At 30.9% G+C, this 21,491-nt stretch carries 20 protein-coding genes; 6 read left to right on the plus strand and 14 right to left on the minus strand.

The features are described from left to right. The first annotated feature begins 115 nt into the window (after positions 1-115). The 3 genes from JOP69_RS09520 to JOP69_RS09530 all read left to right on the plus strand — a co-directional run bounded on the left by JOP69_RS09520 (position 116) and on the right by JOP69_RS09530 (position 3,625). Positions 116-2,089: an LTA synthase family protein gene (locus tag JOP69_RS09520; RefSeq protein WP_203394878.1), complete on the plus strand. Its 1,974-nt coding sequence runs from the start codon at positions 116-118 to the stop codon at positions 2,087-2,089. A gap of 5 nt (positions 2,090-2,094) precedes the next feature. Beyond that, positions 2,095-2,976, plus strand: coding sequence for a diacylglycerol kinase family protein (locus tag JOP69_RS09525; protein ID WP_203394879.1), 882 nt, complete (start codon positions 2,095-2,097; stop codon positions 2,974-2,976). A 73-nt stretch (positions 2,977-3,049) separates the two neighbouring features. Further along, positions 3,050-3,625 (plus strand): phosphatase PAP2 family protein, encoded by a 576-nt coding sequence (locus tag JOP69_RS09530; protein WP_203394880.1) that lies wholly within the window; start codon positions 3,050-3,052, stop codon positions 3,623-3,625. Positions 3,626-3,638: 13 nt separating this feature from the next. On the opposite strand, the gene JOP69_RS09535 is transcribed toward JOP69_RS09530, so the two are convergent. From JOP69_RS09535 to JOP69_RS09545, 3 genes are all read right to left on the minus strand, one after another. Next, the gene (locus JOP69_RS09535; protein WP_203394881.1) at positions 3,639-4,088 is read right to left on the minus strand and encodes a GNAT family N-acetyltransferase; all 450 of its coding nucleotides are present in this window, start codon (positions 4,086-4,088) and stop codon (positions 3,639-3,641) included. Position 4,089: 1 nt separating this feature from the next. After that, on the minus strand, positions 4,090-5,559 hold the full coding sequence (locus JOP69_RS09540) for a Na+/H+ antiporter NhaC family protein (protein ID WP_203394882.1): 1,470 nt from the start codon (positions 5,557-5,559) through the stop codon (positions 4,090-4,092). A 155-nt stretch (positions 5,560-5,714) separates the two neighbouring features. Further along, positions 5,715-6,917, minus strand: coding sequence for an aminotransferase class I/II-fold pyridoxal phosphate-dependent enzyme (locus tag JOP69_RS09545; RefSeq protein ID WP_203394883.1), 1,203 nt, complete (start codon positions 6,915-6,917; stop codon positions 5,715-5,717). Between the two features lie 175 nt (positions 6,918-7,092). Between JOP69_RS09545 and JOP69_RS09550 the strand changes: the two genes are divergently transcribed. Continuing rightward, positions 7,093-7,548, plus strand: coding sequence for an Lrp/AsnC family transcriptional regulator (locus JOP69_RS09550; RefSeq protein ID WP_203394884.1), 456 nt, complete (start codon positions 7,093-7,095; stop codon positions 7,546-7,548). Positions 7,549-7,551: 3 nt separating this feature from the next. Next, positions 7,552-8,178, plus strand: coding sequence for a CPBP family intramembrane glutamic endopeptidase (locus JOP69_RS09555; protein WP_203394885.1), 627 nt, complete (start codon positions 7,552-7,554; stop codon positions 8,176-8,178). Positions 8,179-8,245: 67 nt separating this feature from the next. Here the strand turns inward: JOP69_RS09555 and JOP69_RS09560 are convergent, their stop codons facing one another. The 5 genes from JOP69_RS09560 to rsgA all read right to left on the minus strand — a co-directional run bounded on the left by JOP69_RS09560 (position 8,246) and on the right by rsgA (position 11,744). Further along, entirely contained in the window at positions 8,246-8,884 is a 639-nt protein-coding gene (locus JOP69_RS09560; RefSeq protein WP_203394886.1) for a YceI family protein, read from the minus strand. A gap of 75 nt (positions 8,885-8,959) precedes the next feature. Beyond that, positions 8,960-9,676 carry a ThiF family adenylyltransferase gene (locus JOP69_RS09565; RefSeq protein WP_203394887.1) on the minus strand — a complete coding sequence of 239 codons (717 nt, stop codon included), beginning with the start codon at positions 9,674-9,676 and terminating at the stop codon, positions 8,960-8,962. Further along, the gene (locus tag JOP69_RS09570) at positions 9,673-10,317 is read right to left on the minus strand and encodes a TatD family hydrolase (protein ID WP_203394888.1); all 645 of its coding nucleotides are present in this window, start codon (positions 10,315-10,317) and stop codon (positions 9,673-9,675) included. Before JOP69_RS09570 ends, JOP69_RS09565 begins: the two co-directional genes overlap by 4 nt. Before the next feature lie 5 nt (positions 10,318-10,322). Further along, positions 10,323-10,775 carry a D-aminoacyl-tRNA deacylase gene (gene dtd, locus JOP69_RS09575; RefSeq protein WP_203394889.1) on the minus strand — a complete coding sequence of 151 codons (453 nt, stop codon included), beginning with the start codon at positions 10,773-10,775 and terminating at the stop codon, positions 10,323-10,325. A gap of 3 nt (positions 10,776-10,778) precedes the next feature. After that, positions 10,779-11,744, minus strand: a complete 966-nt coding sequence (rsgA, locus tag JOP69_RS09580) for a ribosome small subunit-dependent GTPase A (protein ID WP_203394890.1) — start codon at positions 11,742-11,744, stop codon at positions 10,779-10,781. A gap of 130 nt (positions 11,745-11,874) precedes the next feature. Between rsgA and JOP69_RS09585 the strand changes: the two genes are divergently transcribed. Then, on the plus strand, positions 11,875-12,516 hold the full coding sequence (locus JOP69_RS09585) for a hypothetical protein (protein ID WP_203394891.1): 642 nt from the start codon (positions 11,875-11,877) through the stop codon (positions 12,514-12,516). 544 nt (positions 12,517-13,060) lie between these two features. On the opposite strand, the gene JOP69_RS09590 is transcribed toward JOP69_RS09585, so the two are convergent. From JOP69_RS09590 to JOP69_RS09615, 6 genes are all read right to left on the minus strand, one after another. Beyond that, a complete protein-coding gene (locus JOP69_RS09590) occupies positions 13,061-14,143 on the minus strand; it encodes a bifunctional 3-deoxy-7-phosphoheptulonate synthase/chorismate mutase type II (RefSeq protein WP_203394892.1) in 1,083 nt (360 codons plus the stop codon). Between the two features lie 21 nt (positions 14,144-14,164). Continuing rightward, the gene (locus JOP69_RS09595; protein WP_203394893.1) at positions 14,165-15,016 is read right to left on the minus strand and encodes a prephenate dehydrogenase; all 852 of its coding nucleotides are present in this window, start codon (positions 15,014-15,016) and stop codon (positions 14,165-14,167) included. Between the two features lie 51 nt (positions 15,017-15,067). Beyond that, positions 15,068-16,210 (minus strand): pyridoxal phosphate-dependent aminotransferase, encoded by a 1,143-nt coding sequence (locus JOP69_RS09600; protein ID WP_203394894.1) that lies wholly within the window; start codon positions 16,208-16,210, stop codon positions 15,068-15,070. A gap of 41 nt (positions 16,211-16,251) precedes the next feature. Beyond that, positions 16,252-17,076: a prephenate dehydratase gene (locus JOP69_RS09605; protein WP_203394895.1), complete on the minus strand. Its 825-nt coding sequence runs from the start codon at positions 17,074-17,076 to the stop codon at positions 16,252-16,254. A 311-nt stretch (positions 17,077-17,387) separates the two neighbouring features. After that, a complete protein-coding gene (locus tag JOP69_RS09610) occupies positions 17,388-18,863 on the minus strand; it encodes an aminotransferase class V-fold PLP-dependent enzyme (protein WP_203394896.1) in 1,476 nt (491 codons plus the stop codon). A gap of 51 nt (positions 18,864-18,914) precedes the next feature. Then, on the minus strand, positions 18,915-21,350 hold the full coding sequence (locus JOP69_RS09615) for a thioredoxin family protein (RefSeq protein ID WP_252191094.1): 2,436 nt from the start codon (positions 21,348-21,350) through the stop codon (positions 18,915-18,917). Positions 21,351-21,491 lie beyond the last annotated feature (141 nt).

Raw genomic sequence — 21,491 nt, forward strand, 5'->3', positions numbered from 1 at the left:
TAATTATATCATAAAAAACAGCTACAATACGCTTTAGATTTCCTTAAGGTTTCCTTTAAAATTACTTTAGAATTATAAATTAATTTTGACATATTTAATATAGAATCTATTACGAATGAACAAAATTTTCCCTTCTCGTTTTGCGTTGCTAAAAGCTTACATTAGCTTGTTTCTTATACTATCATTTATTATTAGATTGAGTTTCTTAATTTGGAACTTTTCTGAACTAGACAAAAGTGGTTTTACATTAGGAAAAACTTTTCTAATTGGCTTTTTATTTGATGTTGCCACAATTTCATTTTTTACAATACCATATCTTATCTACTTACTTCTTTTTCCAAAGCATTTTTATGGTTCTATAATAGATAAAATTATCACCTATTTTGGTTTCTCTTTAGGGGTGCTCATACTATTCTTTTCTTTTTTTGGTGAATTTACATTCTGGGAAGAATTTCAGAGACGCTATAATTTTATTGCAGTAGATTATTTAATTTATACTTATGAAGTTGTTGAAAATATAAATGAATCGTACCCTTTGCCTATTCTTATTTCGGCAATGTTAGCATTGGTTTTAATTAGTATTGTTTTGGTTTATAAATTAGGCTATTTTGGCAAAGTTTTTACCAGTGAAACTAATTTTACATCAAAATTAATTGCTACCATTCCTTGGTTTATAATTGTAGCAATAAGCACCTTATTTATTACAAACAAACAAGCTGACTTCTCTAATAATAGATATAATAATGAATTGGCAAAAGCAGGGATTTACTCTTTCTTTGCGGCATTTAGAAACAACGAATTACCCTATAATGAATTCTATAAAATTATTCCGAAAGAAGCAGCATACAAATCGGTAAAAGCTAGCCTGCTGGATTCAAACAATACATTTATAAACCCAAATAAAAATGCTATTTATAGAACAATTTTAAATTCTGATAGTATATCAAAAGCCATTAAACCCAATGTAATTTTTATTTGTATCGAAAGTTTAAGTGCTAATTTTTTAAAAGAATTTGGAAACACAAACAACATTACACCAACTATAGATTCTTTAGCAAATAATAGTTTGTTTTTTAAAAACCTCTTTGCTACGGGAACACGAACTGTAAGAGGTATGGAGGCTATAACTTTATCCATTCCGCCAACAGCGGGAAGAAGTATTGTAAAACGAAAAGAAAATCAAGAGCTATTTACAATTGGTGAAGTGTTTAAACAAAAAGGATACGAGCGTAATTTCTTCTATGGAGGTGATGGATATTTTGATAACATGAATACTTTTTTTGGAGGAAATGGGTTTAATATTGTAGATAGGGGTCGTGGATTTTTATTAGACAAAAGCATTTCAACTACAAGAACCAACATTGAAGATGCCGAAGTTACTTTTGAAAATGCTTGGGGAGTTTGTGATATGGATCTTTATAATAAAGTAATAAAAGAAGCAGACAAAGCGCACAATTCTAGCAAACCTTTTTTCGATTTTGTAATGACAACATCAAACCACAAACCATATACGTATCCGACAGGTAAAATAGACATTCCTTCGGGAACAGGAAGAAATGGAGCTGTAAAGTATACAGACTATGCTATTGCACAATTCATAAAAAAAGCAAAACAAAAACCTTGGTTTCACAATACTGTTTTTGTGATTATGAGTGATCATTGTGCTAGCAGTGCCGGACGTTGGGAATTAGACGTGAAAAATTACCATATACCTGCAATTATATTTAATTTACCCAATCAGCAACCAAAAAAGATAGACAAACTTGCCTCACAAATAGATGTATTTCCTACATTGTTTGCTACCTTTAATTGGGATTACACCTCTAACCTCTTTGGCCAAAACATTTTAACTATGCTACCGAATAAAGAAAGAGCTTTTATTGGTAATTATAGAAAATTAGGGTATCTAAAAGATAAAAAAGTATTGATATTAGACGAACAAAAAAACGCCAATTTCTATTCTTGGAATCCTTCTGACAACAGTTTAAAACTCGTTCCTACAGATAAAAAATTTAAAAACAAAGCTATTTCTTTTTATGAAGTTGCAGATGATTTGTATAGAACTAACGGATTAAAAATAAAAGAGTAACAAGTTTGATAGCTATTCATTTTATCGTAAACCCTATTGCAGGTTCTGGAAAACATCGTTTTTCTAAAACATTTCTTCAACAATATTTTGAAGTAGACACCTATAAAATTACCATTAAAACGTCTAATTTTAAAGGACATGCCATAAACCTCACTAAAGAATCTATTCTTGATAAAGCTGCAATTATTGTAGCATGTGGTGGAGACGGAACTATAAACGAAGTGGCGTCTACACTTGTAGGAACAACTATTCCTTTAGGAATTGTACCCATTGGTTCTGGTAACGGTTTGGCTTCTAATTTGAGTATTCCAAAAAATATACTGCAAGCTTTTTACACCATAAAAAATAATAAGAAAACATCCATAGATGTTGGTTGTGTAAATGATCGTTATTTTTTTAGTAATACAGGTTTTGGCTTTACTGCAAATGTTATAGAAAACTATGAAGCTTCATTAAAAAGAACACTTCTTTCTTATATAAAATCTTCTTTAAAATCTTTCCGTGAATTTGATAAACGAGCGGAAATTAGCATCACTATTAATGACGATTCAGAAGTCTTAAATCCTTTTTTAATATTTATTTCTAATTCAAATGAATTGGGGTATCACTTTAGCTTAACACCTAAAGCATCTCTAAAAGACGGACTTTTAGACGTGATAATTGTTCCCAAAATAGGCAAATTAAAGATGCTTTTTTTTGGTTTTTGTGTATTTATTAAAAAACCCAATTTATTAAAGGAAGTAAAATATTTTCAAGAAAGGGAAATAAAATTAACAAGAAAAAGAGGCCCTATTTTTGAAGCACAAATAGATGGAGAACTTGCTAAGATTGAAGAAGAATTACTTTTCATTTCTGTAAAGGAAAGATCTTTATACATACTAACTTAAGTTAATACACCATTTATCTTTAAATTTTCTTTAGAATTCTTCATTACTTTTAAAAATTTAATTTTTAAAAGTAATGAACCCAAAACATACAAAATTTATTTTACTGCCTTTTATTGTATTATTTTTCACATGTTCAACAATTTTAGCTCAAGATGCTAGTGTCGCTAAAGAAAAATCCGGAACAACACAACAAATAGGAGATATAGCGCTCTTTGCTTTACCATTGGCTACTTTAAGCTCTACTTTTATTATAGGTGATAAAAAAGGAACTTGGCAATTTACAAAAGGCCTTTTAATTACTAATGCAGTTACCTACGGTTTAAAAATTGGAGTTAATAAACAACGTCCGGATTTAAGTAATAACAACTCATTTCCATCAGGTCATACCTCTACTACATTTCATAGTGCTGGTTTTATACATAGACGCTATGGTTTTAAATATAGTATTCCTGCTTATTTAATTGCTGGTTTTACTGCGGCGAGTAGAATCGATTCTAATAAACATGACATTCTGGATGTACTAGCTGGAGCAGCAATAGGATTGGGAAGTAATTTATTATTCACTACAGAATATCAACAAGAGCACATGGAACTTACTTTTAATAGTGCTAATAATGAATATTTAGTTGCTTTTAAATATCATTTTTAAAAGTCGTTTTTTTTTAATTCAGATCTTTTTGCATTAAAGACAAAAAACGTCCCAATACAGCACTACCTATCTTACCCTTTTCTAGAAACCCCTGAGATTTATAAAAAGGGATTGCGTTTGGGTCAGCCACTAATTCTATTGTTGTCGCATTAGCCTTTATTGCTTTTTTTAACGCATGTACTACCAACTTTTTTCCGATGCCTTTACCAATAAAAAGAGGTAAAACAAACAACATTTCTAATTTAACTAGATCTTCTTTAGGATTATTCAATACATAAAAACCAACAGCCACGTCATCAACCATAAGTTTATATACGTTGCAAGTTTCTATGGTTTCAGGGGTAACAGTTAAGTCTGCTCTCCAACCTTCTATCAATTTACTAGAATACCCCCAATAAGCTTTCGATTTTAAAGCAACTTCTGTAAGTATTTTTGCATCAGAAATAAGCGCAGAAACTATCATATTATTTTTTTACTAACTGTCTAATTTTAATATTTAAAGCGGCAAACAATAAGGATGTAATTGGACTTAAATAATTAAAAATAGCATAAACGGCATAATCTGCCACTGAAACGCCCAATACAGTAGATTGATATGCTCCACAGGTATTCCATGGAATTAAAGCTGAAGTTACCGTACCAGAATCTTCTAAAGTTCTACTTAAATTTTCTGGTGCTAAACCTTTATCTTCATACGCTTTTTTAAACATTTTACCCGGAATTACAATTGCCAAATATTGGTCTGAAGCAATTATATTTAATCCTAAACAACTTAGTACGGTACTGGCAAATAATCCAAAAACGGAAGTTGCTATAGACAATAACCCTTTTGTAATTTTTGCTAGTGCCCCAATGGCATCCATAATTCCTCCAAAAACCATGGCGCAAACAATTAATAAAATGGTCCAAATCATTCCATTCATTCCTCCAGAAGAAAAAAGTTCTGATAATTTAGCATCATCTGTTTTAATATTAGTGTCTGTTAAAATGGCATTTATTATTGATTGAAATTTAGAATCTGATAAACTATCTAAAACATCACTTTGAAAAATAAACGCAAAAACAGCTGCTAACACGACACCTGTTACCAAAGCAATTAAAGGTTTTGTTTTCATTAAAATCATTGCGATAACAATACCAGGAACTAAAAATAACCATGGTGAAATATGAAATGTGTTATCTATAGTTGCCAGTAAATCACTAATATCTGCAGTACCTGTGGTATCTATAGTAGCACTTAAAATAGCAAACACTATTAAGGTTACTATAATTGTTGGTACCGTAGTAATAGTCATGTATTTTATATGCGTAAACAAATCTGTCCCTGCCATTGCTGGTGCTAAATTTGTAGTATCGGAAAGTGGCGACATTTTATCTCCAAAATAGGCTCCGGAAATTACGGCTCCGGCAATCATTCCTGTTGGAATTCCCAAAGCACTACCAATACCTACCAAAGCAATACCAACCGTTGCAGAAGTAGTCCAAGAACTACCTGTTGCAATAGAAATTATTGCGGCAATAACTACAGATGCCGGTAAAAATATACCCGGACTTAAAACTTGTAACCCGTAATATACCATGGCAGGTATTACGCCACTAACTAACCAAGTACCTGCTAAAGCGCCTACTAAAAAAAGAATCATAATTGGCACAAAAACACTTTTCCAGTTTTCCCAAACCTCTGCAATCATTACCGTAAGAGAAACTTTGTTAAAAAAACCAACGGCAGCGGCAACTCCACCTCCGATTAATAAAATAAACTGATTTGTATACCCGCCAAACCATTCTTGATCATCCACAAAAAAGATATTATATGCCAATAACCCCATTAAAACTACTACAGGAATTAAAGATTCTAAAAGACTTAACTCCTTATTTTCTATAATTAATTGGTCTTCTATGTTTATTTCTGAAAGATTCTTGTCCTCTGGCATGCGTATCATTTTGTTTGTGTAATGTTACGATTTTACAAGAAGTTATGCAAATTGAATACTTCTGAACAATTATTTTTAACAAAAATGAAAAATATACTACTCTAATTAATTTTTATCCATTTTAAAATACATAAAATGGTTTTTCTATTTTTAAATTAACTTAAAACACCTACTTTAACCATACAAGATTTCATTCTATGGTAAGTTCTCTCAATATCATTATCTAAACCAATAGAAAAACGTATTAATCCATCTGAAAGTCCCATTTCTTTTTGTTCTTTTGCTGGTATTTCTGATGATGTAGAACTTCCGGGAGAAGAAAACAACGTCTTATAAAAACCTAAACTTACCGCCAAATTTCCTAAATTTTCATGTTGCATCAACTCCATTAATTCATTGGCTTTTTCTAACGTGCCAGCATCAATAGTCAGTATGCCTCCAAAACCATATTCTGCATTCATCATACTTTTAAACAACAGGTGAGAAGGATGAGACACCAAACCTGGATACACGGTTTTCAATCCATCAGCTTCAAATTTGTCTGCTAAAAACCCCGCATTAAAACTGTGTTGTTTCATTCTAATGTGCAAGGTTCTCATGTTTTTTAAAACTGATGCAGCTCTTAAGCTATCCATGGTAGCTCCTAACAACATACTTGCACCACTATTTACATTTCGTAAATCGTTGATAAATTCCTGAGTTCCGCACACTACACCTCCAACTGTATCTGAAGACCCATTTATAAATTTTGTTAAACTATGAATTACAATATCAGCACCATACTTTGCTGGGGAAATTGACAATGGAGAAAAGGTATTATCTACCACTAATTTTAAATTATGCTTTTTCGCTAAAGCGGATAAACCTTTTATATCTGCTACCTCTAAAAGCGGATTACTTACAGCCTCACAATACAAAACTTTGGTATTTTTGGTAATAGCGGCTTCTACAACATCTAAATCTGTAATATCTACAAAAGTGGTTTTAATATTAAATTTAGAAATAAAATTCTTTAAGAAAGCATAGGTACCTCCGTAAACTGTTCTACTAGAAACAATATGCTCTCCGGCATTGCACAACTGCATTAAAACAGGTGTAATTGCCCCCATTCCAGAAGCAGAAACATTGGCTGTTTCTGTACCTTCCATGGCTGCCAAAGCTTCTCCTAAATATAAATTTGAAGGTGATGAATGACGAGAATATAAATAACAGCCATCTGCATTTCCTTCAAAAGTATCGAACATGGTTTTTGCTGATATAAATGTATAGGTTGATGAATCGGATATTGACGGATTAACGCCTCCGAATTCGCCAAAGTATTGTAAATCTTGAATTTTATCTGCGGGTTTAAAAGCCATAATTGTATTGATTTTCTGTAGTTTCTATAGTTATATATTATTTACAAAAAAACGATGAATTAGAAAATAAATCAACACTATGCGTAAAGTATAGATTATTTTACTTAATTTGATTTAATTACCAATTTAAAAAACTACAAAACGTTGTTTAAAATTCATTTTTTAGAAAATTTACATGTTAGATACTATCGATAAAAAACTCATCAACTTATTACAAGAAAACTGTAAACAAACTACTAAACAATTGTCACTTCATTTAAATTTATCTGTTACGGCTGTTTATGAGCGTGTAAAAAAGTTAGAAAATCAGAAAGTGATTAAAAAGTATGTGGCCATCATCAATAAAAATAAAATTGAGAAGTCTTTTTTAGTTTTCTGCCATATAAAATTGATTCAACATTCTAAAGAATATGTAACCACTTTTGAGCGTGAAGTTTTAAAATTAGAAGAAGTATCAGAATGTTTTCATGTTAGTGGAGATTATGATTATATTCTAAAAATCTACGTAAAAGATATGGATGCATATCGTAATTTTATGGTTACAAAATTAACGGCAATCAAATATATTGGCAGTACACATAGTATATTTACCATTGAACAAGTAAAAAACACCACCGCTATAAAACTATAAAATATGCAATCTACACGCTATAAGTTTCTTGAACTGTTATTCATCTTTGTATTAATTCCGATAAGCTTTGCCTTTACTTACTCGCCAATTTTAAAGTTAATTATTGGTGTTGCAGGGTTTACCTATATTATTTATGTGCTTTTTAAAGTTGAAAATTTGAAATTTAAAATTGATAAAAAAATCAACAGGAAAAAATTTTGGATAACAACATTAATTAAACTTGTAATTATTGCAGTGTTAACTTTAGTTTATGTTTGGTTTACAGATTCTAAAAGTCTCTTTACTGTAATGTTAAACAAACCAAAACTATGGGTTCTTATCTTACTATTTTATTCGTTGTTTTCGGTATATCCGCAAGAAGTAATGTACAGAACGTTCTTTTTTAAACGCTATAAAAATCTTTTTAAAAATGAAACCCTATTTATACTTTTAAATGCACTTTTATTTTCTTTAGCACATTTGTTTTTTAAAAACACTTTGGTATTATTACTTACTTTTATTGGTGGAATTCTTTTTGCTATTACCTTTAAAAACACAAAATCTACACTGCTAGTTTCTATTGAACACAGTATTTATGGTTGTTGGTTATTTACTGTGGGTATGGGAAGTATGTTGGGATTCCCTTCTTAAAACCAAAAAAAAAGAGGCCAAAAACATACGTTTTTGGCCTCTAAAATTGAATTTGAATTAATCTAATTTACGCTTTCGTTTTTACAACAAAAGAGAAAGTCATAATATCATCTATAAATTTATCTTTTAATTCTTCAAAGAATTTTTTAGAACCATATTTTACATTAAAATCTGCTCTATCCACATTAAAAGATTCACTTTTAAAAACTGTTACACCATTTTCTGTAGAGATAGTTGCAGGTATTGTAATACTTTTTGTTACATCTTTAATTTGTAAATTTCCTGTAACGGCTAATTTACCATCAACTTCTTCTACTTTAGTAATTACAAATTTTGAAATAGGATAAACAGCTACATCAAAAAAGTCTGCACTTTTTAAATGACCTTCAATTTTCCCTGCTCCTTCAGCTCCTTTCATATCAACATTTGTAACGCTACTCATATCAATTACAAACTCGCCATTAGTAAGTTTACCATCTTCTATTAATAAACCTCCACTTTTTAAAGCTACAGTTCCATTATGTGCGCCTCCTGGTTTTGTTCCTTCCCAGTTTAAAACTGATACAGAAGTATCAACATTATTTAATTCAGCAACATTAACGGTAACTTTTACAGCTTCTTTAGCTTCTACTTTCTCCTTCTTTTCTCCTTTACATGCAGTTAAAACTGATGCCACTACTACTAATGATAAAATTATTTTCTTCATTTTAAATTTAATTTAGATTGATTTTTGTTTTATTTTCCATGGCAAATATACATAATTTATTTCCCTTGGAAAATATTATTTTTGTTTTATGATGAAATTAACAACATAAGCCGCCGCTTGCAAGCCAAAAAGTGCTGGCATATAGCTTATTGTGCCGTAATAAGATTTTTTAAAATTGGTACCATCTGTTATTTTTACACTGTTAGAAATTTGCACTTCCTCAGAATATACGGCTTTTACACCTTTATCTACTTTACGTTCTTTTAATCTTTTTCTTAACACACGAGCCATTGTGCAATTCTTAGTATTGCCTATGTCTTTTATTTTTACTTTGGTGGCATCTAATTTACCACCTGCACCCATAGAAGATATAATTTTTACTTTTTTTCTTTTGGCTGCTACAATTAAATTCACTTTTGGTGTAATACTATCAATGCAATCTAGAACATAATTATATTCATTGGTTACAATCTCATAAGCTCTTTCTGGTGATAAAAATTCTTCTAAAACAGTCAATTCAATTTCCGAATTTATCTCTTTTAACCTTTCTGCCAACACTCTTGCTTTCGATTTACCAATGGTAGAATCTAATGCTGTTAATTGACGATTTTTATTGGTTTCATCAAAAACATCTCCATCTACAATTGTAATTTTTTGTACACCTGCTCTCGCTATAAATTCTGCGGCATAAGAGCCTACACCACCCAAACCAACTAACAAAATATTGGCTTTTTGCAATTTTTCTAAGCCCTCTTTTTGCACTAATAATTCCGTACGCTCTAACCAACTCATTTTATAAATATCTCTTTAAAATTTTTATTCATTATAGATACAAGTTCCTCTATTTCTATATTTCTTATTGTTGCAATTTTCTGATACACTTCTTGAATCTCTATTTCTGCGGCATCTGTTTCTAATACGAAAGATGAAAGTGAAATTTCGGAAATTACTTTTTGTAACTTATTATTTTTGATAATAGCAGCTCCAATAGATAAAACAACTCCGTTTTTAAGGAGACTTTTTGCTATTTCAATATTCTTATTAAAACCATGAAGTACCCAAGTTTGAGTTGGTTTTAATTCTTTTTTAATTTCTATAATTACTTGATGTGCTTTTACACAATGAATTATTAAAGGTTTTTTATATTTCTCTGAAAGTAGCACTTGTTTTTTAAAAATAGCTTTTTGAAGTTCAAAATTAGTTTCTGAAATTTTATCTAAACCACACTCACCAAGCGCTAAACAGTTTTTATGTTGAAGTTGTAACGAAACAATTAAAAGATCCTGTTCTACTGTTTCTTCTTTGATATACCAAGGATGAATTCCTATTGAAAAAGGTTTAGAAAAATTAGTAGCATTTGGATATTTATTTAAAATCGAAAACACATGCTGGTCAGCACACATGCTATGTGTATGCACATCAAAAAAAAGCATAAAAATTACTCTTTATTTTTAGAATCTATAATAATTGTAACCGGACCATCATTTACCAAAGCTACTTTCATATCTGCACCAAACTGACCTGTTGGCACTTTTTTACCAACTTCTTTTTCTAACGTTTCTACAAAATTCTCATACAACGGAATTGCCACTTCTGGTCTTGCTGCTTTAATATAACTAGGTCTGTTTCCTTTTTTAGTAGCCGCTTGTAACGTAAACTGACTCACAACAATTACTTCGCCATCAATGTCTATCAGAGATTTGTTCATCACTTCGTTTTCATCATTAAAAATGCGAAGATTGGCCGTTTTTCGAACCAAGTAATTAATATCTTCTTCAGTATCCTCATTTACAATACCTAATAATACTAAAAGTCCGTTTTTTATTTCTGCAACTTTATGATCATCTATAGTTACACTGGCTTCCGATACTCTTTGAATTACAATTTTCATAGTTTACTCATTATCTTCTTCATTCCAAACATCTGTTCTAAAATGTTCTTTGTCCTCATCTCCACTTAAAATTTGCAGGTAACTTTTATAACGAGACCAAGAAACTTCTTCTTTTTCTAAGGCTTCTTTTACAGCACATTGTGGTTCTTTGGTATGAATACAATTATTGAATTTACAATTTTGTTTTAAAGCAAAAAACTCAGGAAAATAATCTCCTAATTCATATTTGTCAATATCTACAACACCAAAACCTTTAATACCTGGTGTGTCTATTATTCTTGCATCGAAACTTAAATCGAACATTTCCGCAAAAGTAGTAGTGTGTTTACCTTGATTATGTTGATCTGAAATTTCTTTAGTTTTTAAATTTAAAGAAGGTTCTATAGCATTTACTAATGTAGATTTACCAACACCAGAATGCCCAACAAACATAGAGGTTTTACCGGTCATCATTTCTTTAATAGTATCTACATTTTTATTTTGGGTTGATGAAACCTCAACACAACGATAACCAATAGCTTCGTAAATATCTTTTAAGTATAAAATCTCAGCTCGTTCTTCAATGGCATAAGAATCTACCTTATTAAACACCAAAATAGTATCAATTCTATAAGCTCTAGTTGCTACTAAAAAACGATCTATAAAGGTGGTAAATGTTGGCGGATTATTAATAGTAATCAATAAAAAAACCTGATCTATATTAGACGCAATAATGTGTATTTGCTTAGAAAGGTTTACAGATTTACGCACAATAAAATTATCTCTATCTATAATTTTTTTGATTACACCTGTTTCTTCATCATTCTTTTTCTCTAAATCGAACACAACTTTGTCTCCAACCGCAATTGGGTTGGTGCTTTTGATGTCTTTTATTCTGAATTTCCCTTTAATTCTACATTTGTAAAATTCTCCGTTATCAGCTTTTACTTGATACCAACTTCCAGTAGATTTATATACGATTCCTTTCATTACTACAAAGATGCTGAATTAATGTAACAAATTCAATAGTTTTTTCAATAGGCCAGTTAAAAAATAAACTAAATCTTAAAATAATTGTTAAAGTTCCCCTTATATTCGTTTTTAAATTTTAAAATTTATTATGAAAAAAATTATTTCCCTATTTGCACTTGTAATTTGTATAACAGTAACAAATGCACAAACAAAATTGTATGTACATGATGATGCTGAAACGTATGTTGAAAACACAAAAACAATAGCAATTCTTCCTTTACATGTTCAAGTTAAATTAAGACCAAAACAATTAAAAGATTTTAGTCCTGAACAAATTATTGATATGGGTAAAAATGAAGCTTTAGATATACAAAAAGCGATGCATACTTGGTTTTTAACTAGAAAAAAAAGAGGCACTTTATTAGTTGGTGTTCAAAACCCTACAAGAACAAATGCTTTATTAAAAAAGAATGGAATAGATATTCATTCATATGATGAATACCTACCAAGTGAATTAGGGAAAATATTAGGCGTAGAAGCAATAATTACTGGTACTTACGAAACTTCTAAACCAATGTCTAATGGAGCTGCAATTGGACTTGCTGTTTTAACTGGCGGAATGTTTGCTACAAATAGCGCAACTATGAATATGGATTTTACCAGCACTGTTGATGATGAATTAGTGGTTAATTACCATAAAAAAATAAAAGGAAGTCTTGGTTCTGATGCTCAAGATTTAATTAATGTTTTAATGAGAAAGGTGTCTAGAAGAATTCCGTATACAAAATAACGTAATAATTAAATATTATTATTTAGATAAAAGACTGCCTATTGGCGGTCTTTTTTGTTAGCTAAATGTTGTTTCTCCTACTTTGCTCGCGCTCGTTTGTAAAGAGTGCCAATAACATATAGAATATTAGCTTCGGTACTCGTTGCAAACGAGCACTAGCTGGGTCGAAATGACACGCCTGCAAATATTATCGTTATATTACTGTATTTAAGTCACTTAACTACACTTAAAAAGTGACAATTGTTGTAATTTATCGCATATTAAAAAAAGACCTCACAGGTTTTAAAAACCTGTGAGGTCTGAATAGCCGACTAGTAATCTTAAAGAAACTCACTTTTAGGTTCTCACTAAGCGTTAAGGATTGAGCAATTGTTTGAGCTCTTTTTTGTTTTTTTAACAAAAAAAGCGAGTGTGAAAGCCTGACCAAGCTTTTTTGCTTGGTAACGCCCAAAAAAAATACCTTCAAATTATAAAACTTGAAGGTATTTAAAATATAAAATGATAACAGATACTGAAACAAGTTCAGCATAATCTTCTTAGATTATTATCCGTTGATAATTTTTTCTTGATGAACGATAGATTCTTGGTGAATTGCTTTAAACATTTTTAAAACAAATTCTTCACTTAAACCTTTACCGCTACCTTCCATAACCATGTTTCCTAAAATCTCGTTCCAACGACGTGATTGTAAAACAGCAACGTTTTCGTCTTTCTTTAATTGACCAATTTTGTCGGCAACTTGCATTCTTTTACCTAACAACTCAATTAATTGATCGTCTACAACGTTAATTTGAGCTCTTAAGTTTTCTAAAGGTTCTCTGTAACTAACCGCTGTTTCAGTTTCTTTCTTCACTTTTAAGTCTTGCATTATTTGCTTTAAAGCATCAGGAGTAACTTGTTGCGCAGCATCAGACCAAGCGTTTTCTGGGTCAAAGTGAGTCTCAATCATTAAACCATCGAAGTTTAAATCTAAAGCTGTTTGACAAACATCAAAAATCATGTCTCTCTTACCAGTAATATGAGATGGATCGTTGATTAATGGTAAATCTGGAAATTTATTTTGAAACTCAATCGCTAATTGCCATTCTGGAGTATTTCTGTATTTAGATTTTTCATATGTAGAAAATCCTCTATGAATTGCTCCTAAGTTTTTAATTCCTGCAGTATATAATCTTTCAATACCACCTAACCATAAAGCTAAATCTGGATTTACTGGGTTTTTAACCAATACAATTTTGTCTGTTCCTGCCAAAGCATCTGCAATTTCTTGCATGATAAAAGGTGATACTGTAGAACGTGCACCAATCCATAATAAATCTACGTCATGCTCTAAAGCTAACTTTACGTGGGCTGCATTTGCAACTTCTGTACAGGTTTTCATACCTGTTTCTTCTTTTACTTTCTTTAACCAGTGTAAACCAATTTCACCAACACCTTCAAACATTCCTGGTCTTGTTCTTGGTTTCCATATTCCTGCTCTAAAATAGCTTACATCAGAATCTTTTAGTTCGTGTGCAATCTTTAAAACCTGTTCTTCGGTTTCTGCACTACAAGGCCCTGCTATTACTAGTGGATGATTTAATTTCATATCGTCCAACCATGTTCTCAATTCTTTAGTATTCTCCATTTTTCTACTTGTTTTGGCTTATTATTTTATGCCGTTTAAAATTTGTTTTATGTGATTTGTGCTCTCCATTTCGTTAAAAATTTCAGAGAAATCATCTTTTTGCATCAACTCTTTAAACTGTTGTAAATTATTGATGTATTCTTCTAATGTTTCTATTACGTTTTCTTTATTCTGTTTAAATATTGGTGTCCACATTGCTGGACTACTTTTTGCCAAACGAACTGTGGATGCAAATCCAGAACCCGCCATATCAAAAATATCGCGTTCATTTTTTGCTTTATCTATAACCGTTTTTCCTAACATAAATGAACTTATGTGAGACAAGTGCGAAACATACGCAATATGCTTGTCATGAGAAACCGGGTCCATGTAACGAATACGCATTCCAATATCCATAAAAAGCTTTAATGCTTTTTCTTGAAGCTTAAAAGTTGTCTTTTCTACTTCGCAAATAATATTGGTTTTTCCAACGTATAAGCCGGATATAGCTGCTGTTGGTCCAGAATTTTCTGTTCCGGCAATTGGATGACATGCTAAAAAATTTCTTCTTTTGGGATGATGTTCAACCACTTTACAAATTGCTTCTTTTGTGGATCCAGCGTCAAACACTAAACCGTCATCAGATATTTTATCTAAAATTGTTGGTAATAATTTTACCGTTGCATCTACCGGAATTGATATAATTACCAAGTCTGCATTTTCAATATCGTCTAAAGTTGCTTTCTTGTCAATTAGGTTCAATTCTAAAGCCTTGTTTAAGGTTTCATCTTTTCTACTAATTCCATGAATTACGGCGTCTGGATGGTTCTTTTTAATGTCGATAGCAAAACTACCGCCAATTAAACCAATACCAATCATGTATATATTCTTCATTTTGTTTCTTTTTTGCTTTTAGCTGTTTGCGCAAAGCTAGAGGCCAATAGCTTATAGCCTTGAAATTGCTTCTTTTATAATATCTGTTGTTACACATAATGAAAAACGGATATATCCTTCTCCTTGAGAGCCAAAAATGGTTCCTGGAGTAATAAAAATATCGTTATCATACAAAACAGCATCTGTTACTTCTTCAGACTTTTTTCCTTCGGGTATTTTTGCCCAAACAAACAATCCTGTAGAGTTTTTATCATAAACTGCATCCAATTTATCTGCCAATTGCCAAATTAAACTTCTACGTTCTTCGTAAATTTTATTTTGAGCTAAAAACCAGTCATCAGACAATTGTAAAGCTTCTATAGCTCCTTTTTGAATTCCGTAGAACATACCAGAATCCATATTAGATTTTACTTTTAAAACTTCGTTAATGTACGTTGCTTTTCCTAACAACATACCAACGCGCCAACCGGCCATATTAAAAGTCTTACTTAAAGAATTTAATTCTAAAGCAATGTCTTTTGCGCCTTCTACTTGTAAAATACTGATAGGTTTATCATTTAAAATAAAACTATACGGATTGTCATTTATAATTAAAATATGGTGTTTTTTACCAAAAGCAACTAATTTTTCAAATGTTTTTAAAGTTGCATTTGTACCTGTTGGCATGTGCGGATAATTGACCCACATAATTTTTACATCACTTAAATCTTGCGCTTCTAAAGCTTCAAAATCTGGTTGCCAATCTGTAGCATCACTTAAATTATAAAATAATGGTTCTGCACCTACTAACTTCGTTACTGATGTATAGGTTGGATACCCAGGATTCGGAATTAATACTTTATCGCCTTCGTTTAAAAAAGCCATAGAAATATGCATAATTCCTTCTTTACTTCCCATTAAAGGTAAAATCTCATTTTCTGGATTTGCATCTACAGAAAACTTGTTTTTATAGAATTTAGAAATGGCAGTTCTTAGTTCTGGTAAGCCCTGATACGATTGATATTTATGCGCACTAGCATCTCCCAAACTATTAGAAATTGCTTCTAAAACTTCTATTGGTGGTTGCAAATCTGGAGACCCAATTCCCATATTGATAATTGGTTTTCCTGCCGCTGCTAATCCTCTAACTTCTCTTAATTTTTTAGAGAAATAGTATTCTTGCACTGTGTCTAATCTTTTAGCTGGTTGTATCATCTCTTTTTATAATAAAGATCCTGAAATAAATTCAGGAAAGGCTATAGCCTTCCGTTTTTATAAGTTCCTAAAATCTTGAATTCTTCTGCCATTATTTCTAAAATCGCTTTCGCTTTTTCGTACTCTTTATATTCTTCAAAAGTTACATCCACAAAAAAAGAATATTTCCAAGGAGTTTCTATCACTGGTAAAGACTGTATTTTGGTTAAGTTCATTTTACAATCACTCAACACATTTAAAATTGCTGCCAGACTACCTCTTTTATGATTCAATTGAAATTTTAAAGAAGCTTTATTTACCTCTACATCAACTTCTGGCTCATCAGTTTGTACAATTACAAAACGTGTAGCGTTTTCTTTTATGGTTTGAAGTTTATCTTCAATTACTTCTAAATTAAATATTTCAGCTGCAATTTTTGGTGCAATGGCTGCAATACCTACTAAATTTTCTTTCGAAATTCTTTTGGCAACTTCTGCTGTATCTACATCTTCTACCAATTTTATATGCGGATGTTTTTTAAAAAACTCCTTGCATTGTAACAATGCCATTGGGTGCGACCAAACTTCTTTAATATCTTCTATTTTCTGACCTTTTAATGCCATTAAATGATGATGAATATTTAAATACTCTTCATCCGTTATGTGTAAATTATATTTATCAATTAAGGCGTAATTAGGAATTATAGAACCCGCAATAGTATTCTCTAAAGCCATAACACCCAAATCTGCGGTATGATCTAACAAACTGTCTACCAACTCATCAAAAGACATACATTCTTTTAATTGTATAGTGGTTCCATAAAAATTGCGTGCAACTTTATGGTGGTTTGAGCCTTCAGCTCCCTGTATAGCAATAATCTTATTCATTAATTAAAAATAATGTCAAAAAAAAAGCCTCGAAATAATTTCGAGACTTTATATGATATGAATGTTACTTAACAACATGTTACAAAGTCTCCTCTCTTACTAAAAAAGTAAAAGTAAAAATAGAAACGAGTAAAAGTGTTGTTTAACATTTGTATTCTCTTTGTTTGAAGGAACAAATCTAAAGATTAAATTGAAACAAACAAACTAAATAGCATTTTTTATAAAAAAATTGATAAATTATTAAAAACTACATAAATAAAATGGCTGCCATTATGAATTTCTTCAACTAAAAAGGAATTCGGAACAGTATTCTAAATTTTAAACCATGCTGTTACTAATTCTTTTTCTATTGGCGCTACTGTTTTATGGCTATAATCATTTTTAATTGCCTCATAAATATAGTCTTTAGACCACTCTTTAATGTTTTCTGCAAGTTCTTTTAAAGAGTTACAGATAAAATCTAGTTCTTCGGCTGTAATTGTTGGATGCACAGACAAACGCACCCAACCTGGTTTTTGGATATTACAGCCATGTAAAATTTCTTCCTTAATTCTATCGGAAGTTGCGTGGTCTACATTTAATAAAAAATGCCCATACGTTCCTGCGCAAGAACATCCTCCTCTGGTTTGTATTCCAAATCTATCATTCAATAATTTTACAACAAGGTTAAAATGATATTTTTCAAAATAGAAGGAAAAGATGCTTAATCGTTCTTTTTGGTTTGGTGCTAAAATTTTTACTTCTGGTAAACTTTCTAACGTTTTAAATACAACTTTATTAATTTCTTCTTCTCTTTTTTTGATGTTTGCAACACCCATTTTTTCTTTTAACTGAATAGAAAGTGCTATTCTAATCGTTTGTAAAAAACCTGGAGTACCACCATCTTCTCTTGTTTCTACATCATTAAAATAATCATGTTGTCCCCAAGGATTTGTATAACTAACAGTACCACCTCCTGGATTATCTGGAATGGTGTTTTTATATAGTTTTTTATTAAAAATTAAGACTCCAGAAGTTCCCGGACCTCCTAAAAATTTGTGCGGAGAAAAGAAAATGGCATCTAAATACTCTTCTTCATTTTCTGGATGCATATTTATATCAACATAAGGCGCACAACAGGCAAAATCAACAAAACACAAGCCGTTATAACTATGAATTAATTTTGCAACTTCATGATATGGAGTTTCTATACCTGTTACATTAGAGCATGATGTTATAGAAACAATTTTTATTTTTCTATGTTGATGTTTTAAAATACATTTTTCAAACTCTTCTATACACAACAATCCTTCCTTATTACACGGCACAACCTCAACATCTGCAATCGTTTCTAACCAAGATGTTTGGTTAGAGTGATGCTCCATGTGGCTAACAAAAACAATGGGTTTTAAATCTTGCGGAATGGTTGTGTAATTCTTTAAGTTTTCAGATACTTTTAAACCTAAAATACGTTGAAATTTATTGACAGCACCTGTCATTCCGGTACCTGTAGTAATTAAAACATCATGATCGGTTGCATTTACATGATGTTTAATAATGTTTCTAGCTTCATGATACGCCAATGTCATTGCCGCACCAGAAGTAGAGGTTTCTGTATGGGTATTTGCTACAAAAGGTCCAAATTGATGTAATATTTTATCTTCAATTGGTGCATATAATCTTCCACTTGCGGTCCAATCCGTATAAATTAATTTCTGTTCTCCATAAGGAGATAAAAAGGTCTGATTGATACCTACAATATTTTCTCTAAATGGATAAAAATAATGTTCTAAATCTGACTTTTCCATATTTTATTTTGATAAAATTACAACTTACAAGAGTTTCATCCTTATTTTTAATTACTGCTTTTTAAACACTTCTAATCCGCATTCTAAAAACTGTGCATACTCGTTTTCATCTGGCGTATACCCAACTGCCTGATTTAATATTTTTGTTCCATCAGCATTTAATAACACATAATAGGGTTGCGAATTAGTTTTAAAAAACTGCGTTTGAAAATTCGCCCATTTGTGTCCGTAATTATCTAGTTTTCTAGTTCCTCCATTAATACGATTCACTAAAATTTGTTCTTCTTTTGGCAGTGTTTTTTTATCATCAACATAAAGAGATATTAAAACATATTCGTTTCTTAAATAATTATCAATCTCTGGATTTGGCCAAACATGTTCTTCCATTTTTCTGCAATTTACACACGCATAACCAGTAAAATCTAAGATAATTGGTTTGTTAACTTTTTTAGCATACGCAATTCCTGTTTTTAAATCTTTAAAACAATCTAAATTATTAGGGCATTCATTCGGGTATAAAAAACTATATCCAACGGGTGGCGCTAAACCACTTAATAGCATTAGAGGAGTAAATGTTTTTGTTTCTTTATTCACCATAAATCCTGATGCTAAATAAATAACAAAAGCAGTCACTAAAACACCTCCTGCAATTCTAGAAAATGATAATTTTTTAATGGGAGAATCATGCGGAAATTTTATTTTCCCCAATAAGTATAAGGCTAAACCTGCAAAAATTATAATCCAAAGTCCTAAGAAAGGTTCTATTTTTAAAATTCCCCAATGGGCTACTAAATCTGCATTTGATAAGAATTTAAACGCTAAAGCAAATTCTAAAAACCCTAAGATTACTTTGGTTGTATTTAACCATCCACCAGATTTTGGCAAGGCATTCATCATATTCGGAAACATTGCAAACAAAGCAAAAGGTAATCCTAAGGAAACACCAAAACCTGCCATACCCGCAGTTAATTGCCATGCGCCACCATCTCCTGTTAAAGAGCCTGCTAAAAGCGACCCTAAAATTGGACCGGTACAAGAAAAAGAGACAATTGCTAAAGTTAATGCCATAAAAAAGATACCGATAATACCACCAGAACTTTCTGCCTCCGTAGTTTTTGATGTCCAACTAGACGGTAATGTTAACTCATAATATCCGAAGAAAGAAAATGCAAAAAACACAAAAACGATAAAGAAGATACTATTTAACCAAATGTTGGTAGAAATTTCATTCAAAATATCTGGATTTACAGAATCTAATAAATGAAAAGGAATACTTAAAATAATGTAAACTGCAAAAATAAAGAAGCCATATAATAAAGCTTTAGAAACTCCTTCTCCTTTATTTTTACCGTTTTTCTTTGTAAAAAAACTAACCGTTAAAGGAATCATCGGAAAAACACAAGGCGTTAGTAAGGCTAATAATCCGCCTAAAAAACCGAGTCCAAAAATACTCCATAAAGACTTTCCTCCTTTTTGTATTTCGTTAGAGTTACTACTTACTTCTGTGTCGCATTTTACAGTTGAAAAAGATACATCTTCTGTATTTATACCATACAAAAGGCTATTTGTAACTTTATTATCTACTATAGGCGTATTTACAGCATTGGTACTTTCATTTTCACCATTTAAAGAAAAAGTAAAATCCTCATCTATTTGTATGCATGCTTCTTTACAAACCTGACCGGTTAAATTTAAAGCAACCGTAGAAACATCTCTATTATTTAATTTTATTCTTTGCTTTAAAGTAGCTTTCTTATCAAAATAAGTTTCTTCTACATTAAAAATTGTACTAAATTTTTTGATAGTATCACTTTCTACAGCTTTTCCTTTTAATACATAATCATCATTTTTATTTGCTTTGGTAATGATAATCGGCAAGGAACCACCGTCTGCAGAATATTGAGAATACACATGCCAATCTTCTTCTATTTCTGCATTTATAACTAAATCATATTCATCTTCAGAAATTTTTTCTACAGATGTTTTCCATTTTATAGGATTTAAGAAACTATCTTGAGTATCAAATTTATTATTCGTTTTATTAGGGATTTCAAATATTAAATCTATTTCCGTAGGAGGTAAACATTTAGAATCGTCACAAACCATAAATTCTACAACTCCTTTAATAGTATTGATGTCTGAAGTTATTTTTACCTTTTGTTTAAATACAGCACTGTTTTCAAAAAACTTAATTTTCATTTCAAAAACAGGATCATCTATTGTATGTCCTTTTTCTTCGGATGTTTTATCTTCTAAAGAAAAATTATTTTGTGAATTATTATAGGTAAATGTTGTGGGTATTGGCCCATCTTCTGGCACATTTTGAGAATACAAATGCCATCCTTTTTCTATGGTTGCTGTAGATACTAAAATAAATTCGGTATCAGAAACTTTTTCTACAGAGGCAGACCATTTAATAGGATCTTCTATTTGAGAGAACATTCCTAAACTAATTGTTAGGAATAAAAAAATAAATATGTTTTTCATAAGGTAAAACTAATAGCTAAAAGAGTGATTAAATAAGAGATTACCTATTTTAATTTCTTTCAATCATCAAATATAAATAATTCAAGAAGACTACGTTTATTGAAACTTTAATTTTAACAAAAGAGTAGCATTTTAAATTAA

It is taken from the genome of Polaribacter sp. Q13, assembly GCF_016858305.2.
Lineage (GTDB): Bacteria > Bacteroidota > Bacteroidia > Flavobacteriales > Flavobacteriaceae > Polaribacter.

Bases quoted from the DNA above. Each gene is read 5' to 3' on its own strand.
- JOP69_RS09570 (WP_203394888.1), bottom strand. From the start codon at position 10,317: ATGCTTTTTTTTGATGTGCATACACATAGCATGTGTGCTGACCAGCAT.
- JOP69_RS09590 (WP_203394892.1), bottom strand. From the start codon at position 14,143: ATGGAGAATACTAAAGAATTGAGAACATGGTTGGACGATATGAAATTA.
- JOP69_RS09535 (WP_203394881.1), bottom strand. From the start codon at position 4,088: ATGATAGTTTCTGCGCTTATTTCTGATGCAAAAATACTTACAGAAGTT.
- dtd (WP_203394889.1), bottom strand. From the start codon at position 10,775: ATGAAAATTGTAATTCAAAGAGTATCGGAAGCCAGTGTAACTATAGAT.
- JOP69_RS09550 (WP_203394884.1), top strand. From the start codon at position 7,093: ATGTTAGATACTATCGATAAAAAACTCATCAACTTATTACAAGAAAAC.
- JOP69_RS09600 (WP_203394894.1), bottom strand. From the start codon at position 16,210: ATGATACAACCAGCTAAAAGATTAGACACAGTGCAAGAATACTATTTC.
- JOP69_RS09540 (WP_203394882.1), bottom strand. From the start codon at position 5,559: ATGCCAGAGGACAAGAATCTTTCAGAAATAAACATAGAAGACCAATTA.
- rsgA (WP_203394890.1), bottom strand. From the start codon at position 11,744: ATGAAAGGAATCGTATATAAATCTACTGGAAGTTGGTATCAAGTAAAA.
- JOP69_RS09605 (WP_203394895.1), bottom strand. From the start codon at position 17,076: ATGAATAAGATTATTGCTATACAGGGAGCTGAAGGCTCAAACCACCAT.
- JOP69_RS09615 (WP_252191094.1), bottom strand. From the start codon at position 21,350: ATGAAAAACATATTTATTTTTTTATTCCTAACAATTAGTTTAGGAATG.
- JOP69_RS09555 (WP_203394885.1), top strand. From the start codon at position 7,552: ATGCAATCTACACGCTATAAGTTTCTTGAACTGTTATTCATCTTTGTA.
- JOP69_RS09610 (WP_203394896.1), bottom strand. From the start codon at position 18,863: ATGGAAAAGTCAGATTTAGAACATTATTTTTATCCATTTAGAGAAAAT.
- JOP69_RS09560 (WP_203394886.1), bottom strand. From the start codon at position 8,884: ATGAAGAAAATAATTTTATCATTAGTAGTAGTGGCATCAGTTTTAACT.
- JOP69_RS09585 (WP_203394891.1), top strand. From the start codon at position 11,875: ATGAAAAAAATTATTTCCCTATTTGCACTTGTAATTTGTATAACAGTA.
- JOP69_RS09565 (WP_203394887.1), bottom strand. From the start codon at position 9,676: ATGAGTTGGTTAGAGCGTACGGAATTATTAGTGCAAAAAGAGGGCTTA.
- JOP69_RS09545 (WP_203394883.1), bottom strand. From the start codon at position 6,917: ATGGCTTTTAAACCCGCAGATAAAATTCAAGATTTACAATACTTTGGC.
- JOP69_RS09530 (WP_203394880.1), top strand. From the start codon at position 3,050: ATGAACCCAAAACATACAAAATTTATTTTACTGCCTTTTATTGTATTA.
- JOP69_RS09520 (WP_203394878.1), top strand. From the start codon at position 116: ATGAACAAAATTTTCCCTTCTCGTTTTGCGTTGCTAAAAGCTTACATT.
- JOP69_RS09595 (WP_203394893.1), bottom strand. From the start codon at position 15,016: ATGAAGAATATATACATGATTGGTATTGGTTTAATTGGCGGTAGTTTT.